Here is a 16,620-nt window from a genome sequence, read left to right on the forward strand (position 1 = left end):
AAGTTCATCCCTGGGTCTTCTGGATGGCTTCTCGAAGCACCTGGCGGTCGTCGAAGGGACGGACCACCCCGGCGATGTCCTGGCCCTGCTCGTGGCCCTTGCCCGCGACGAGCACGGTGTCACCGGGCTGCGCGCGGGCGACGGCTGCGGCGATCGCGGCGGCCCGGTCCTCGAAGACCTGGACCTCGCCGCGTTCGTGTACTGGCACGGACGCCGCACCCTCGAGCATGGTTGCGAGGATCGCGAGCGGGTCCTCGGAGCGGGGGTTGTCGGAGGTCAGTACGGCGGTGTCGGCGAGGCGGGCCACGGCGGCACCCATGGGCCCGCGCTTGGTGGTGTCCCGGTCGCCCCCGCAGCCCAGCACGACGTGCACCTTGCCCTCGGTGACCTTGCGGAGCGCCTTGAGCACCGACTCGACGGCGTCCGTCTTGTGGGCGTAGTCCACGACCGCGAGGTAGGGCTGCCCGGCGTCCACGCGCTCGAGTCGGCCCGGCACGCCCGGCACCGCGGCGACGCCGTCGGCGGCGGTCTGCGGGTCGAGGCCCGCGGCGGCCAGGGCGACGATCGCGGCGAGGGTGTTCGCCACGTTGAAGGGGCCCGGCAGCGGCGACCTGGCGGTGATCCGCTCGTCCTTGGGGCCGAGCACGGTGAACGTCGAGTCCATCGGGCCGACCCGGACGTCCTCGGCACGCCAGTCGGCGTCGGGGTGTCCCTCCGCGGAGAAGGTGACGACCGGGACCGAGGCCTCCTTGACCAGCCGGCGGCCGTACTCGTCGTCGAGGTTGACGACGCCGAGACGGCTGCGTTTCGGCGTGAAGAGCTGCGCCTTCGCCTGGAAGTAGTCCTCCATGCCGGAGTGGAACTCCATGTGCTCCGGGCTGAGGTTGGTGAAGACGCCGATGTCGAAGACGCAGGCGTCGACCCGGCCGAGGACCAGCGCGTGGCTGGAGACCTCCATGGCGACCGCCTCGACGCCGCGCTCACGCATGACCGCGAACAGGGCCTGGAGGTCGGTGGCCTCGGGCGTGGTCCGCTCGGACTTGATGCGCTCGTCGCCGATGCGCATCTCGACCGTGCCGATCAGCCCGGTGCTGTGGGAGGTCCTCAGACCGCCCTCGACGAGGTACGCCGTGGTGGTCTTGCCGGAGGTGCCGGTGATGGCGATCTGGAGCAGGTCGCGGCCCGGGTGGCCGTAGATCGTGGCCGCCAGTTCGCCCATCCGCGCGCGCGGGTCGTCGACGACCAGGACCGGAAGTCCGGTCGCGGTGGCGCGCTCGGCGCCGGTCGGGTCGGTCAGCACGGCGACCGCGCCGAGGCTCGCGGCCTGGTTGGCGAAGTCGGCGCCGTGCAGCCGGGCGCCCGGGAGGGCGGCGTACAGGTCGCCGGGGCGGACGGCGCGTGAGTCATGGGTGATGCCCGTGATCTCGGCGTCGCTCTTCGGCACATCGGCACCCAGCTGATCGGCGAGCTCCGCGAGGGGTGTTGCGGAGACCCGGACCGGCCGGGGCGGTCCCGGATAGGTCACGGGTGCGCCCTTCTGGGTGGTTTGGGACTGATCAGCGTGTGGCACGGCGGTGAGCGTACCGGGCGCACCCGCCTCGGAGCGAAGTGAGGGGCGGGGGGCGCCCTGGTTCCCGGCGTCGGAGGTGATCATCGTCACGAGGTGGTTCCTGGTGGCCTTTCCGAGGTGCGGACGAGGTGGCGGGGGCCGCTGATCAGGGCGTGTAGGTGACGGGCAGCCGCGCGGCCTTCGCCCCCGTGGGCGGGACCTGGAGGGTCTTCAGGGCGAACTCCATGACCTGCTTGTAGACGGGCCCGCAGATCTGGCCGCCGAAGTAGCTGCCCTTGGTGGCGTTCTGGATGGCGCAGTAGACGGTGATCCGGGGCTTGTCGGCGGGCGCGAAGCCCGCGAACGACGAGGTGTAGCCCTTGTACTTGCCGGTGGCCGGATCCACGCGGTTGGCGGTGCCCGTCTTGCCCGCGACCCGGTAGCCGGGGATGCGCGCCTTGGTGCCGGTGCCCTCCTGGTCGTCCACGACGGACTCCAGCATCTGGGCGAGGGTCCTCGCCGTCCTGGCACTGACGACCCTTGTCTCCTTGGGCTTCGCGGCGGGTGTGAAGCGTCCGTCGGGCCCCTTGGTGCCGCGTACCAGCGTGGGTTCGATACGGACGCCGCCGTTGGCGATCGTCGAGTAGACGGACGCGGCCTGCATCGCGTTGAGGGAGACACCCTGGCCGAAAGGAATCGTGTACTGCTGCGAGGTCGACCAGTCGGCGGGCTTGGCGAGGATGCCGGGGGTCTCGCCGGGGAAGTCGAGCCCGGAGTAGCTGCCGAGCCCGAACTTGCGCAGGTAGGAGTAGAGGACCTGGTTGGCCTGCGCCTGGGTCTTGCCGAGCTGGCCGGTCGCCAGGATGGTGCCGATGTTCGAGGACTTGGCGAGCACGCCGTTGAGCGTGAGGTACCACGTCTCGTGGTCGATGTCGTCCTTGAAGAGCCGGTCGCCGCGGTGCAGCCGGTTGGGGACGACGACATGTGTGAGCGGGGTGGCGACGCCCTGTTCCAGTACGGCGGCCATGGACATGATCTTGGCGGTGGAGCCGGGCTCGTAGGCGTCCTGGAGGGCCGCGTTGCCCATGTTCACCGAGCTCGCCTTGGACAGGTCGTTGGGGTCGAAGCCGGGCGAGTTGGCCATGGCGAGGACCTCACCGGTCCGGGTGTCCTGCACTATCACGTACCCGCGGTCCGCCTTGGACTCCTTCACCTGGTCGGTGATGGCCTTCTGGGCGGCCCACTGGATGTCACGGTCGATGGTGAGCTCCACGTCGCTGCCGGGCACCGCGGGTGTCTCGGTGGAACCCACCGTGGGCACCTGCCGGCCTCCGGACTGGGCGTAGCGGATCTTGCCGTCCTTGCCGGCCAGCAGCGTGTTCAGCTCCTGCTCGACCCCGCCGCCGCCCTTGCCGTCGGCGTTGACCCAGCCCAGTATCCCGGCGGCGAGATCGCCGTTCGGGTACACCCGCTTGGTGGTCGGCACCGACAGGACGCCCCCGAGGACGTTGGCCGTGCCCGGGTCGGTCCCGGACTTGGCCGCGAGCGCGGTCTTGAGGTCCTTGATCTGCTTCCAGACCTGCGGGGTCTGACGGCTCGCGAGCAGGACGTAGCGCAGCTTCTTGTCCTTGGGCCGCAGCTTCTGGACGATCTTCTCCTGCTCCTGCCCCAGGATCGGGGCGAGCAGCGCGGCGGCCTGCTCGGGGCCGTCGTCGATCTTCAGCTGCTTGCGGGTGAACAGCGTCGGGTCGGCGGTGATGTCGTACGCGTCCTCGCTGGTCGCGAGGGCCACCCCGGCGCGGTCGGTGATCCCGCCGCGCTCGGCGGCCAGGGTGTAGCCGACGTACCGGTTCTGCTCGGCCTTGGCCGCGTACGTGCTCGCGTCGACGGCCTGCACCTGGAGCAGTCGTACGACGAAGGCGGCCAGCACCAGCGTCAGCGCGACGCCGACCAGGCGCAGCCGGGGGCGGGGACTGCCCAGGCGGATGGTCTTGGGGGCCGCCGTGCGGGGCGCGGCGGGGCGGCGGGCCGGGCGGGCTCCGGGGCCCGGGCGCGGCCGGCCGACGGGGCGGGCGGAGCGCTCGGGGCGCGCGGGTCCGGGCACGCGGCGGCGCGGCGGCTGCCGGCCGAAATCGTCGGACACTGCCGTCACCTGCCGGGGGTCGGGGTCGGGTTCGTGGAGGGCGTGGCTTCGGGGAGGGCGGCCCCGGCGGGCGGGACCTGCGCGGGAGTAGTCCCGGTGACCGGCTCGACGGTTTCCGTCGGGGTGGGCACGGTGGCCGGGGTGGCGTCGGCCGCGGGCGTCGGGGCGGTCGCGCTGTCGATCACCTCGGGGGCGAGGACGAGCGGCATCCGCAGGGAGGCCGGGTCGGCGGCGGCGGGGGACGGGACGCCCTTGACGGTTCCGTCGGGGTCGAGGAACGCCGGGTCGCCGCCGGGCACCATGCCGAGTTCGCGGGCGCGGCGCACCAGGGCGTCGGGCGCGGAGTAGGCGTCGATGTCCCGCTGGAGGGCCTGCTGTTCGTCGGTGAGGCTCTTGGTGTCCTTCTGGAGGTCGGTGAGCTTGAACGACCCTTCGCTGAGCGCCGAGTTCAGCACCAGCAGGCCGATGAGGCCACCGCCGAGGAGCAGGACCACGAGGAGCACGAAGGGGGTGCGGGCCGCCTGTCCGGAGCTCGTGGGGCCGGGGAACAGGCGTGCGAGGCGGGCCGCCCTCCCCCTCAGTTCGGGTTTCCTACTCACACACCCTCCAGTGAGTCCGTTTCCCCAACTCACCTGCGCGGCTCACGCACTTCACTCGATGGACTCCCTGATTCGCTCGGCGCCCCTGCAGCGCGCCGGTGCGGCCCGCCGGTTCTCGGCGATCTCTTCCTCGGTGGGAAGTTCGGCACCGCGCGTGAGCAGCTTGAGCCGGGGCTGGTACTGCTCGGGGACGACGGGCAGTCCGGGCGGGGCGGTGGTGGCGGCACCGGCCGCGAAGACCTGCTTGACGAGCCGGTCCTCCAGCGAGTGGTACGACAGCACGGCGATCCGGCCGCCCACGGCGAGCGCCTCGACCGCGGCCGGGATCGCCCGTTCCAGGACGGCGAGTTCGCCGTTGACCTCGATGCGCAGGGCCTGGAAGGTGCGCTTGGCCGGGTTGCCACCGGTGCGCTTGGCGGCCTGCGGCAGGGAGTCCCGGATCAGCTCGACGAGCCGCGCGCTGTTGGTGAAGGGCTCCTTGTCGCGCTCGCGCACGATCGCGGACACGATCCGCTTGGCCTGCTTCTCCTCGCCGTACGCCCTGAGGATCCTGACCAGTTCGCCCGGCGGGTAGGTGTTGAGGACCTCGGCCGCGCTCATCCCGGTCGTCTGGTCCATGCGCATGTCGAGCGGGGCGTCCTGGGCGTAGGCGAAGCCGCGGTCGGCCTCGTCGAGCTGCATGGAGGAGACGCCCAGGTCGAAGAGGACGCCCTGCACGCGCGCGATGCCGAGCCGGTCGAGGACGTCGGGGAGCTCGTCGTAGACCGCGTGCACGAGGGTGGCGCGCTCGCCGTAGGGCGCGAGGCGTTCGCCGGACAGGCGCAGGGCCTCCTTGTCGCGGTCGAGGGCGACGAGCCGGGCCTCGGGGAAGCGCTGGAGCAGGGCCTCGCTGTGGCCGCCGAGGCCGAGGGTGCAGTCGACGACGACCGCTCCGGGCCGCTCCAGGGCGGGGGCCAACAGGTCCAGGCACCGCTGGAGCATCACCGGAACGTGTCGACTCTGACTCAAGGGGGCCTCTCAGGTCCGGCACGGGCCCTACGCACCGCCGGGTCCCCGCCCGCTCGTGGAAGGGGAGGCCGGCCGGCGCCGGAAGCGTCAGCCGACCGCAAGCGGGAGGAGGCCGAGCCGTACGTACGCGCCGCGCACGCGGGGAGACCGTCCGTGCGTGAGCCGGGGCCTCCGGGGAATGACAGCAGGGAGGCCTCGCCTCCCGCTTCGCGTCACTTTAGTCCACGGTGTCGCGCGGTCAATCAACCGGCCTGCGCGTCGCGCATCGACGCGGACTCGAAGCGGCAAATGAACGGAAACCACCCGTTCGGGTGCACCAGGCGCTCTTGTGGGTTACCTCACACAGAGGACGTGATGACGCTCTTTTTCCCATCTCACCGCAGGACCGAGTCGGCCGTGACCAGTACCGTCATGGTTATGACGACTTCCGCATCCGTTCCCACCGAAGGCGCCATAACCCGCGGCGGCGCCGTGACCGACCGCCTGGTCGAGGCCAACGAGCGGTACGCCGCTGCGTTCACGGACCCCGGCATGGACGCCCGCCCCGTCCTGCACGTCGCCGTCGTGGCCTGTATGGACGCCCGTCTCGACCTGCACGCGGCGCTCGGCCTGGAACTCGGCGACTGCCACACCATCCGCAACGCGGGCGGTGTGGTCACCGACGACGTGATCCGCTCGCTCACCATCAGCCAGCGCAAGCTCGGCACCCGCAGCATCGTCCTCATCCACCACACCGGCTGCGGCCTCGAGGCGATCACCGAGGACTTCCGCACCGAGCTGGAGATGGAGGTCGGCCAGCGTCCGGCGTGGGCGGTGGAGTCGTTCCGGGACGTCGACCAGGACGTACGGCAGTCCATGCAGCGCGTGCGGACCTCGCCGTTCCTGCTCCACACCGACGACGTGCGAGGCTTCGTCTTCGACGTGAAGACGGGTCTGCTGCGCGAGGTCGACCCCGCGTAGCGCCCGCGGCGAGCGGCCGCCCGGCGGCCGCTCAGCTGTCGTTTCGCTGTTGATTTCGGCCCCTGGGGTGCCCAAAACACCGTAAGACCCGACATAGTGCAGCCAGTTGTCCACAGTCGAGTGACACGAAACGGTAACGGCAGCAAGAATGCGGGTGTGGCGTCACGCGGAACTTTTCACGCGTGGTGTCCGTGATTCGGGGTGGGCCGGTTACGCATCACAGAGCGTCGGCCCGGAAAGTACGGGCCGAGGAGGGCCGGGTGACCACCTATGACGATCGATCGAGCCTCACTGATCTGACCGCCGTCGTGGAGCGGGTACGCAGTTCGGTGGAGGGCGTGATCGAGGGGAAGCCCGAGGTCGTACGGCTCTCTCTGACCGTGCTGCTCGCCGAGGGACATCTGCTGATCGAGGATGTCCCCGGCGTCGGCAAGACGATGCTGGCCAAGGCCCTGGCGCGGTCCATCGACTGCTCGGTGCGCCGCATCCAGTTCACGCCCGACCTGCTGCCCTCGGACATCACCGGCGTGTCCATCTGGGACCAGCAGCGCCGTGACTTCGAGTTCAAGCCGGGTGCGATCTTCGCGCAGATCGTGATCGGCGACGAGATCAACCGCGCCTCGCCGAAGACCCAGTCGGCGCTCCTGGAGTCGATGGAGGAGCGCCAGGTCACCATCGACGGGCAGACCTACGAGCTGCCCAGCCCCTTCATGGTGGTCGCCACCCAGAACCCGGTCGAGATGGAGGGCACCTACCCGCTCCCGGAGGCCCAGCGCGACCGCTTCATGGCGCGGGTCTCGGTCGGCTACCCCAGCGTGGAGGCCGAGCTCCAGATGCTCGACATCCACGGCGGGGTGAGCCCGCTGGAGGACCTCCAGCCGGTGGCCCACGCGCACGACATCGTGAAGCTGGTCGAGGCCGTCCGCGGTGTCCATGTCGCCGAAACGGTCCGGCGGTACGCCGTCGACCTGGTCGCCGCCACCCGCACCCACCCGGACCTCAGACTCGGGGCCTCCCCGCGCGCGACGCTGCACCTGCTGCGCGCCGCCAAGGCCTCCGCCGCCCTCAGCGGCCGCGAGTACGCGCTGCCGGACGACGTCCAGGCGCTCGCCGTGGCCGTCCTCGCCCACCGGCTGCTGCCCACCGCCCAGGCCCAGCTGAACCGGCGCACCGCGGAGCAGGTCGTGCAGGAGATCCTCCAGCGCACCGCGGTTCCCGCCGCGCCCCAGCAGGGCGGCATCGGGATCGGCCGGGGCGCGCCCGCCTATCCGCAGCAGCCGCCGCGGAGCCTGTGATGTCCTCCGGTGTGCCCTCGGCCGGCGGCCCCGAGGCCGACCGGGGCGACAAGGGCGGGGTGCGCACCGCGCTGGCCGGTCTGACCACCCGGGGCCGCTCCTTCTTCGCGGCCGGCATCGCGGCCGCGATCTGCGCCTACGTCCTGGGCCAGAGCGACCTGCTGCGGGTCGGCCTGCTGCTCGCCGTGCTGCCCCTGGTGTGCGCCACCGTGCTCTACCGCACCCGCTACCGGGTCGCGGGCAGCCGCAGGCTCTCCCCCGCGCGCGTGCCGGCCGGCAGCGAGGCCCGCGTCCATCTGCGCATGGACAACGTCTCGCGGCTGCCCACCGGCCTGCTGATGCTCCAGGACCGCGTCCCCTACGTCCTTGGCCCGCGCCCCCGCTTCGTGCTCGACCGCGTCGAGCCGGGCGGCCGCCGCGAGGTCTCCTACCGCGTCCGCTCCGACCTGCGCGGCCGCTACCCGCTGGGCCCGCTCCAGCTGCGCCTGACCGACCCGTTCGGGATGTGCGAGCTGACCCGCTCCTTCTCGACGTACGACACCCTGACCGTGATCCCGCGCGTGGAGGCGCTGCCGCCGGTGCGGCTGAGCGGCGAGGCCAAGGGGTACGGCGACGGCCGGCAGCGCTCGCTCGCGCTGGCCGGCGAGGACGACGTGATCCCGCGCGGCTACCGCTACGGCGACGACCTGCGCCGGGTCCACTGGCGCTCCACCGCCCGCTACGGCGAGCTGATGGTCCGCCGCGAGGAGCAGCCCCAGCGCGCCCGCTGCACGGTGCTCCTGGACACCCGGGGCCTCGCCTACGCGGGCGCGGGTCCGGACTCGGCCTTCGAGTGGGCCGTCTCGGGCGCCGCCTCGGTCCTGGTCCACATGCTCGAACGCGGCTTCTCGGTACGGCTTCTGACGGACACCGGCAACTCCGTGCCCGGTGAGGGCGCCGACGGCTTCGCGGGCGCCAGCCAGGGGACGGCGGACGCGGCCGGGCTGATGATGGACACCCTCGCGGTGATCGACCACTCCGTCGGCACCGGTCTGTCCCTCGCCTACGACGTGCTGCGCCGCGGGAACGAAGGGCTGCTGGTGGCCTTCTTCGGCGACCTCGACGAGGAGCAGGCCACGGTGGCCGCCAAGATGCGGCAGCGCAGCGGCGGCGCGCTCGCCTTCGTGCTGGACAGCGAGAGCTGGGTTCGCGAGCCGACCGATGTGCCGGGGCCCGCGACGGAGCACGAGGAGCGGCTGCGGATGCTGCGCGAGGCCGGCTGGACGGCCCTCGGTGTGCCCAGGGGCACCTCTTTGGAAGAGCTGTGGCGTCTCGCGGACCGCGAGCGCACGGGCGCCGGTGCGGCCGGCGCCGGGGAGGCATCGTGATGAGCGGGCGGGCACGACTGGCGCTGTGCGCGTGGGCAGCCACACTGATGGCCGCGTGCGCCCTGCTCCCGCTGGTCGAGCCGGTCACCTGGATCGTCCAGGCGGCCTTCCTGCTGGGCGTGCAGACCGTGGTGGGCTCGGTGACCCGGCGCATCCCGCTGGCCCGGCCCCTGACGGTGGCGGCCCAGACGGTCGTCACGCTGGTGATGCTGACCCTGATCTTCGCCCGTGACCAGGCCTTCCTCGGGCTGATCCCCGGCCCGAGCGCCTTCCTGCACTTCGGGGACCTGCTCCAGCAGGGCGGCGACGACATCGCGCGGTACGCGATCCCGGCGCCCCTGGAGTCCGAGGGCATCAAGCTGATGGTGTTCGGCGGGGTGCTGATCATCGGCCTCGCGGTGGACACCCTCGCGGTGACCTTCCGCAGCGCTGCACCCGCGGGCCTGCCGCTGCTGGCGCTGTACTCCGTCGCGGCGGGACTGTCCGACGGCGGGGGCGGCTGGCTGTGGTTCCTGGTCGCGGCGGGCGGCTATCTGCTGCTGCTCCTGGCCGAGGGCCGCGACCGGCTCTCGCAGTGGGGCCGCGTCTTCGGCGGGGCCGCGCGCACCCCGGGTATCGACACCGGCCCGGTGGCCCCGGTCCGCACCGGGCGGCGCATCGGCGTGCTCGCCTTGGGCATCGCGCTGGTGGTCCCGCTCGGGCTGCCCTCGATGAGCGGCGGTCTCCTGGACGCCGCCGGTGCGGGCGTGGGCGCGGGCAACGGGAACGGCGGCACGATCTCCGCGGTGAACCCCCTGCTCTCCCTGCGCGACAGCCTGAACGTCGACGAGGACCGCCAGGTCATGTCCCTGCAGACGGGCAGCACCACCGACATCTCCAACCTGTACCTGCGGATCGTCTCCCTGGACGACTTCGACGGCCGCACCTGGAAGCCGTCCAAGCGGTCCCTCACTGGCGTTCCGGACGAGTTCCCCACCCCGATCGGCCTCGGCACCGACGTCAAGCGCACCGAGGTGAAGACGACCATCGAGGCGGCGAACTGGTACGCCCAGGACTACCTGCCGATGCCGTACCCGCCGAGCGGTGTCAAGATCAGCGGCAACTGGCGTTACGAGCCCCAGGGCATGGCCCTCGTCGGCGACCACGGGCAGAACACGCGCGGGCTCGACTACCAGGTGACGAGCCTGGACGTGCAGCCGACGGCGGAGCAGCTGGCCTCGGCGCCGGCCCCTCCCCCGGCCATCGAGCGCGACTACACCGAGCTGCCCGACTCCCTGCCCGCGGTGGTGGCCAAGACCGCCCGTGAGGTCACCGCGGACGCGAAGAACCACTACGAGCAGGCGGTCGACCTCCAGGACTACTTCGCGGTGAACGGCGGGTTCGAGTACGACACCCAGGTGGAGGTCGGCGACGGGCCCAACGCGATCGCCAACTTCCTGCGCGACAAGCAGGGCTTCTGCGTCCACTTCTCGTTCGCCATGGCGGCGATGGCCCGCTCCCTGGGCATCCCGGCCCGGGTCGCGGTGGGCTTCGCGCCCGGCACCCCGCAGGCGGACGGCTCGGTGTCGGTGGGCCTCAAGGACGCCCACGCCTGGCCCGAGCTGTACTTCGAGGGGGTGGGCTGGACCCGCTTCGAGCCCACCCCGACCCGGGGCACGGTGCCCTCGTACACCGTCCCGGACGCCACCGGCAACGCGAACCCGGACATCCCCCGGCCGTCCGCGGGCTCCTCCACGGAGCCGTCGGCCTCGCCCTCGGCGAGCGAGAGCTGCTCGCCTCAGCTGCGGAAGCTGGAGGCGTGCGACAGCGCGTCCCCGGCTGCGGTGGCGGGTGGCGGCGGCAACGACCCCTGGTGGGCCGTGCAGGGCTCGTGGTGGTACCTGAAGCTGCTGTTCTGGGTGCTCGTCGGGCTGGCCGTGCTGCTGGTCCCCTTGTCGCCGATGCTGTGGCGGCTGCGCACCCGCGCGGCCCGTCTGGGCGGTCACGGCCGCAGCGAGGCGGACGCCGCCGCGCACACCCTGGCGGCCTGGCAGGAGCTGACCGACACGGCGTGGGACTTCGGGATCCCACCGGACGACTCGCAGACCCCGCGCAAGGCCGCGGCGCGGATCGTACGGCTCGGGCATCTGGACGCCACCGCCGCGGCCTCGGTGCACCGGGTGGCGGACGCCGTGGAGCAGGTGCTCTACGCCCCGCGGCCGCGGCTGACGGCCGGGCTGGCCCAGGACGTCCACCGGGTGATCGGTGGGCTGCGCGACTCCGTCAGCCGGGGCACCCGGATCCGCGCACTGATCGCCCCGCGTTCGACCGCCCGAGTGGTGTGGGCGGCGTCGGAGTGGTGGGCCGGGGTCAGGTCGCGCGCGGTGGCGGCCCGGCCGGCCCTGCGCAAGCCGTCGGGGCAGGAAGGCTGAAAGGCGCCGCCCCGAGGGAGGCGCACGTACGTGAGGGGGTGAGCACCCGGCCGGGTGCTCACCCCCTCAGCACATCTGTGGGAGCTGCTTGTCGAGCGGCTACTGGCCGCCCTGCTCGTCGCGGCGCTTCTGCCAGCGCTGCTCGATCCGGTCCATCATCGAGCGCTTCTGACGTCCCTGTCGACGGGCGTGCGGAGCGCCCGCCGCGGGCTGTTCACCCGGCTTGGGGGCCTTGCGCCAGCCGGTCACGGCGAGTACCGCACAACCCAGCATGACGAGGAACCCCACCACGCTGAGCCAGACCTGCTTGGCGACCATACCGGCCATGAGGAGCGCGATACCCACGAGGAAGCCGGCAACTGCCTGGTAGACCCGCCGCCGGGTGTACGTACGCAGCCCGCTTCCCTCGAGCGCCGACGCGAACTTGGGATCTTCGGCGTACAGCGCTCGCTCCATCTGCTCGAGCATGCGCTGCTCGTGCTCCGAGAGCGGCACGGAGTCCTCCTCATCGTGCAGTCGCCGGGGCGACTCGGGGGGTCCCTTCAGGATAGGCAGGGAATCGCCCCCGTGAAACCCGCCCCTCTGCGCCAATTGGCCAACCGGAATCCGCCATGAACGCTCCGGCCGCTGAATCTTGTCATTCCCCAGCTGCCGTCCCGTCATGCCGGGCGGTCTCCCTCGATCATACGGCGCTGGGCGCCTTATCGGGGGGCCTGTGGCGTACTCCATGTGCCGGCAAGTACCTGATCAGCAGTACGGCACAGGAGGCGGCTCAGGCCCCGGTGGCCTCGCGCGTCTCGCCGAGCACATGGAGCTGGGTGGCCACGGAGTGGAAGGCGGGGAGTTCGGCCGCCGCCTCCTCCAGCTTCAGCAGGGCCTCCACGGCGCCGGGCTCGGTGTCCACGAGCACTCCGGGCACCAGGTCGGCGAAGACCCGCACGCCGTGCACGGCGCCCACGGAAAGGCCCGCGCCCTCGACGAGCGCGGTGAGCTGTTCGGCGGTGAAGCGGCGCGGCACGGGGTCGCCGTCGCCCCAGCGGCCGTCCGGGTCGCCGAGCGCCTGCCGGGCCTCCTTGAAGTGACCGGCCAGGGCCCGCGCGAGCACGGCGCCGCCGAGTCCCGCGGCGAGCAGGCTGAGGACACCCTCGGGGCGCAGGGCGGCCACCACGTTGCGCACGCCCTCGGCGGGGTCGTCGACGTACTCCAGGACGCCGTGGCACAGCACCACGTCGTAGGCACCGCGCTCGGCCACGTCAAAGAGGCCGTGGGCGTCGCCCTGGACGCCCTTCACGCGGTCGGCGACTCCGGCCTCGGCGGCGCGGCGCTCCAGTGCGAACAGCGCGTTGGGGCTGGGGTCGACGACGGTGACCTGGTGGCCGAGGCGGGCGACGGGCACCGCGAAGTTGCCGCTGCCGCCCCCGGTGTCGAGGACGTCCAGCGCCTGGCGTCCCGTGGCCTTGACCCGGCGGTCGAGGGCGTCCTGGAGGACGTCCCAGACCACGGCGGTACGGAGGGAGGCGCGGGGTCGCAGCGGGTCCGACACGGCAGGTGGCTCCTCGGCGCGGTGGGAAGGTCTCAGGCGCCTTCCACCCTATTGCCTCCGGTACCCCACCTGGTCACTCCGGTGGCCCGCCCGCCGCACATCTCGAACGGCGGACCTGCCGGCCCCCGGCACGCGGTGCACCGCTCGTCCCGTCACCCGGCATCCGGGAAGTCGCGGTCGGTGCCGTGGCCGCTCCCCTCGGGCTCGTCCGCGTCCTGGCGTGGCTGGGGCAGGACCGGCTGGAGGACCAGCATCCGCTCGACGAGGCGCAGGAACATCGCCACGTCACGTATGAGGTCGTCCGCGTCCCGACGGCTGGCCGCGCCCTGGATGCCCGCTTCGGCCCGGGCACGGCGCCGGGCCCCGGAGGCGAAGAGCGCGCTCCACTCGGCGAGCTCGGGCGCGATCTCCGGGAGCACTTCCCAGGCACTCCGGATCTTGGCGCGCCGTCGGGGCGTGGGCTCGGGACGCCCTCGCGCGGCGAGCACGGCGGCCGCGGTGCGCAGGGCGGCGAGGTGTGCCGTGGCGTAGCGCTCGTTCGGCGTCTCCAGCGCCGAGGCCTCGTCGAGGCCGGCACGGGCCTGGGCGAGCAGGTCGAGGGCGGCGGGCGGGGCCGTCGCCCGGCGCAGCACGGGGTGTACGTCGCTCGCCGGGCCGGTCAGTGAGGGGGCAGGGCCGGTGGCGCGGCGCCGACGGGCGGCGGCTGCGTGGTAGCTGGCCATGACGAACCTCCTGTCGTCTGGTTGACGGCACATCCCGCTACGGAGTGCCGTATGTGCCCATCGTGAGGTATGGCACTGACAATCCGTTCTGACCTGCGGTTTTGCTTCGATCGCAGGTTCGGGTCTATTTTTGCACTGACCAGTCAGTTCAAAAAGTTGGCGGTTCAAGAAGAGTCCGCTTGGAGCAGAGTCAGGGGGTGGCCGTGGACGGAGCAGCTGTCACGGCCGAGGGGTTCGGGTTGAAGGGCCCTCGCGGCTGGGCGTTCCGCGGGATCGACCTCGCCGCGGAGTCCGGTGCGCTGATCGCCGTCGAGGGGCCTTCGGGGTCCGGCCGCACGAGTCTGCTGCTCGCGCTCACCGGGCGGATGAAGGCCTCCGAGGGGACGGCCACCGTGGGCGGGGCGCGACTGCCCAAGCAGCTCGCGGCGGTACGCCGGATCAGCGCGCCGTCGAACGTCGCCGGGGTCACCGACCTCGACCCCGCCCTGACCGTCGGGGAGCACCTGCGCGAACGGGCCCTGCTCCAGCGCCGGTTCGGTGACTCGGTGCGCGCGCTGCTGCGACCGCGCGCCGAGCGTACGGCCGAGGCGGGGCTGCGGATCGACACCGCCCTGACGGCCGCCGGGCTCGACCTGGAGCCGCTGCCCAAGGGCGCGCGGACCGCCGTACGCGATCTGGAGCGCCTGGAGGCCCTGCGGCTGTCGATCGCCCTGGCGCTGATCGGCCGCCCGCGGCTGCTCGCCGTCGACGACCTGGACCTGAAGCTGTCCGACGCCGAGCGGGCCGGGGCCTGGGCACTGCTCAGGTCGCTCGCCGCGGCCGGGACGACGGTGGTGGCGGTGTGCAGCGAGGCACCGGAGGACGCGGTGACGGTGTCCACGCGGGCCGAGACCGAGAAGGACGAGACCAGTGAGGGGACGAGCGATGCGATCACCGCGACTGGCCGCGCTTGAGCTGCGCCGTTTCGGCAGGGGGAAGCTGCCGCGGGCCGCGCTGGTGGCCCTTCTGGTGCTGCCGCTGCTCTACGGCGCGCTGTACCTGTGGTCCTTCTGGGACCCCTACGGCCGCCTGGACCGCATCCCGGTGGCCCTCGTGAACGACGACAAGGGCGCCACCGCCGACGGCCACAGGCTCACGGCGGGCGAGGACATCACCAAGGGGCTGCGCGAGAGCGACACCTTCGACTGGCACGAGGTGAGCGCCGCGGAGGCCCGCAAGGGCGTCGAGGACGGCACCTACTACCTGTCGTTGACCATGCCGGGCGACTTCAGCAGGCGGATCGCCTCCAGCGCGGGCGACTCCCCCGAGACGGGTGCGCTCCAGGTCCGTACGAACGACGCCAACAACTACATCGTCGGGCAGATCTCGCGGACCGTCTTCGCCGAGGTGCGCCAGGCCGCGTCCACCAAGGCCTCGCGGTCCTTCCTGGACCGGATCTTCATCTCCTTCTCCGACATCCACGGCGCCACCGTGAAGGCCGCGAACGGCGCCGACGACCTGGAGGGCGGCATCGGCAAGGCGGAGAAGGGCTTCCAGGATCTCGCCGCGGGCCTGAAGGACGCCCAGGCGGGCAGCGGCAAGCTGTCGGACGGGCTGGCCAGGCTCGACTCGGGCTCCGGCGAACTCGCGGCCGGCGCACGGCAGGTGGCCGACGGCACGCAGACGCTCGCCGACCGGGTCAACGGAATCGCGGACAAGGTGGGGCCCTTCGTCGCCGGCAACGAGAAGAGCATCGGCGACACCGCGCGGCTCGTCGCCGACTCCGCCGGAGCCGTCCGCCACAACCTCGGCACCCTGGTGAGGACCGCCCCGGCGGCCGCCCGGGGAGCCCACAAGGCCGCCGACACCCTGAACGCCGTCTACAGGACGCGCTGCACGGACCCGGTCCTGCCGGACGCGGCCTGCGCCGACCTCAGGAAGGCCGCTCAGGCAGCCGAGGACGTGGCGAGGGTCGCCGACGACGTCAACGCCCTGGTCGCCGACCAGAACGGCGACCTGAAGAAGCTCGACGGACAGCTCGCCGGCCTCCAGGAGCAGGCAAGGGCGCTCGCCGACCGGGCGCCCCGGCTCTCCGAGGACCTCGACGACGCCGTGGCGAAGGTCAACAAGCTGAACGAGGGCGCGCGGAAGGTCGCCGCCGGGGCCAGGACGCTCCACTCGGGACTGGGCAGCGCCAGCACCGGCGCTCAAGCCCTGGATCACGGCGTGGGCAGGCTCAGGACCGGCGCCGACACCCTGACCGGCGGCATGTACAAGCTCGCCGACGGCTCCGGGAGGCTCGCGGACGGTCTGCGCGACGGCGCCTCGCAGATCCCCGACTACGACAAGAAGGACCGCGACCGGCGCACCGACGTGATGGCCGACCCGGTCCAGCTGGTCTCCAAGGACCTGCACAAGGCGCCGAACTACGGCACCGGCTTCGCCCCCTACTTCATCCCGCTGTCCCTGTGGGTGGGCGCCATGGTGGCGTACATGCTGATCGCGCCGATGAACCGGCGGGCGCTCGCCGCCGGTGCCGCGGCCTGGCGGATCGCGCTGGCGGGCTGGCTGCCGGTGGTCGCGATCGGGGTGCTCCAGACGGTGGCCCTGATGTCGGTGCTGCACTGGGCCGTGGGCCTCCAGATGACCCGCGCGGCCGGGACCGTGGGCTTCCTGTTCCTGGTGACGGCGTGCTTCGCGGCGATCGTCCAGTGGCTGAACGCACGCTTCGGAGCGGCGGGCCGGATCCTCGTCCTCGCCCTCCTGATGCTCCAGCTGACGTCGGCGGGCGGCACGTATCCCGTCCAGACCAGCCCGGGCTTCTTCAACGCGCTGCACCCGTTCCTGCCGATGAGTTACGTCGTCGAGGCCCTCCGGAGGCTCATCACGGGCGGCGGTCTCGCTCCGGTGTGGCACGCGTGCGTGGTGCTCCTCGCCTTCACCGCGGGCGCCCTCGCGCTGACCGCCGTGTCCGCGCGCCGCCGCCAGGTGTGGACACTGGACCGGCTGCACCCGGAGCTGACCCTGTGAGCCGTTCCGCCACC

The 16,620-nt window shown here is 72.4% G+C and carries 13 protein-coding genes; 6 read left to right on the forward strand and 7 right to left on the reverse strand.

Annotated elements, in window-relative coordinates; all coding sequences use genetic code 11:
* Positions 1 to 4 precede the first annotated feature (4 nt).
* The 4 genes from AC2XR2_RS11370 to rsmH all read right to left on the reverse strand — a co-directional run bounded on the left by AC2XR2_RS11370 (position 5) and on the right by rsmH (position 5,299).
* Positions 5 to 1,525: a UDP-N-acetylmuramoyl-L-alanyl-D-glutamate--2,6-diaminopimelate ligase gene (locus tag AC2XR2_RS11370; RefSeq protein ID WP_491518433.1), complete on the reverse strand. Its 1,521-nt coding sequence runs from the start codon at positions 1,523 to 1,525 to the stop codon at positions 5 to 7.
* A gap of 190 nt (positions 1,526 to 1,715) precedes the next feature.
* On the reverse strand, positions 1,716 to 3,692 hold the full coding sequence (locus AC2XR2_RS11375; RefSeq protein ID WP_381302894.1) for a peptidoglycan D,D-transpeptidase FtsI family protein: 1,977 nt from the start codon (positions 3,690 to 3,692) through the stop codon (positions 1,716 to 1,718).
* Between the two features lie 5 nt (positions 3,693 to 3,697).
* A complete protein-coding gene (gene ftsL / locus AC2XR2_RS11380; protein ID WP_491514952.1) occupies positions 3,698 to 4,291 on the reverse strand; it encodes a cell division protein FtsL in 594 nt (197 codons plus the stop codon).
* Positions 4,292 to 4,342: 51 nt separating this feature from the next.
* Complete coding sequence (gene rsmH, locus AC2XR2_RS11385) at positions 4,343 to 5,299, reverse strand: 16S rRNA (cytosine(1402)-N(4))-methyltransferase RsmH (RefSeq protein ID WP_330267534.1); 957 nt, start codon at positions 5,297 to 5,299, stop codon at positions 4,343 to 4,345.
* A 354-nt stretch (positions 5,300 to 5,653) separates the two neighbouring features.
* On the opposite strand from rsmH, the gene AC2XR2_RS11390 reads away from it, so the two are divergent.
* From AC2XR2_RS11390 to AC2XR2_RS11405, 4 genes are all read left to right on the forward strand, one after another.
* Positions 5,654 to 6,259 (forward strand): beta-class carbonic anhydrase, encoded by a 606-nt coding sequence (locus AC2XR2_RS11390; protein WP_330269760.1) that lies wholly within the window; start codon positions 5,654 to 5,656, stop codon positions 6,257 to 6,259.
* Positions 6,260 to 6,519: 260 nt separating this feature from the next.
* Positions 6,520 to 7,554: an AAA family ATPase gene (locus tag AC2XR2_RS11395; protein ID WP_330267533.1), complete on the forward strand. Its 1,035-nt coding sequence runs from the start codon at positions 6,520 to 6,522 to the stop codon at positions 7,552 to 7,554.
* Positions 7,554 to 8,921: a DUF58 domain-containing protein gene (locus tag AC2XR2_RS11400; protein WP_491514953.1), complete on the forward strand. Its 1,368-nt coding sequence runs from the start codon at positions 7,554 to 7,556 to the stop codon at positions 8,919 to 8,921. The genes AC2XR2_RS11395 and AC2XR2_RS11400 overlap by 1 nt, the downstream gene beginning before the upstream one ends.
* Positions 8,921 to 11,332, forward strand: coding sequence for a transglutaminase TgpA family protein (locus AC2XR2_RS11405; RefSeq protein ID WP_491514954.1), 2,412 nt, complete (start codon positions 8,921 to 8,923; stop codon positions 11,330 to 11,332). Before AC2XR2_RS11400 ends, AC2XR2_RS11405 begins: the two co-directional genes overlap by 1 nt.
* A gap of 99 nt (positions 11,333 to 11,431) precedes the next feature.
* Here AC2XR2_RS11405 and AC2XR2_RS11410 read toward each other — a convergent pair whose 3' ends face one another.
* The 3 genes from AC2XR2_RS11410 to AC2XR2_RS11420 form a co-directional block, all read right to left on the reverse strand.
* Positions 11,432 to 11,827 (reverse strand): SCO2097 family morphological protein, encoded by a 396-nt coding sequence (locus AC2XR2_RS11410; protein ID WP_053846972.1) that lies wholly within the window; start codon positions 11,825 to 11,827, stop codon positions 11,432 to 11,434.
* A 277-nt stretch (positions 11,828 to 12,104) separates the two neighbouring features.
* Positions 12,105 to 12,875 carry a methyltransferase gene (locus tag AC2XR2_RS11415; RefSeq protein WP_330267530.1) on the reverse strand — a complete coding sequence of 257 codons (771 nt, stop codon included), beginning with the start codon at positions 12,873 to 12,875 and terminating at the stop codon, positions 12,105 to 12,107.
* 152 nt (positions 12,876 to 13,027) lie between these two features.
* Entirely contained in the window at positions 13,028 to 13,597 is a 570-nt protein-coding gene (locus tag AC2XR2_RS11420) for an SAV_6107 family HEPN domain-containing protein (protein ID WP_356465882.1), read from the reverse strand.
* A gap of 197 nt (positions 13,598 to 13,794) precedes the next feature.
* On the opposite strand from AC2XR2_RS11420, the gene AC2XR2_RS11425 reads away from it, so the two are divergent.
* Positions 13,795 to 14,550 (forward strand): ATP-binding cassette domain-containing protein, encoded by a 756-nt coding sequence (locus AC2XR2_RS11425; protein ID WP_491518434.1) that lies wholly within the window; start codon positions 13,795 to 13,797, stop codon positions 14,548 to 14,550.
* Positions 14,522 to 16,606, forward strand: a complete 2,085-nt coding sequence (locus AC2XR2_RS11430) for a YhgE/Pip family protein (protein WP_491514955.1) — start codon at positions 14,522 to 14,524, stop codon at positions 16,604 to 16,606. The genes AC2XR2_RS11425 and AC2XR2_RS11430 overlap by 29 nt, the downstream gene beginning before the upstream one ends.
* The last annotated feature ends 14 nt before the right edge of the window (positions 16,607 to 16,620 follow it).

It is taken from the genome of Streptomyces sp. LS-MS-L19, from assembly GCF_058382285.1.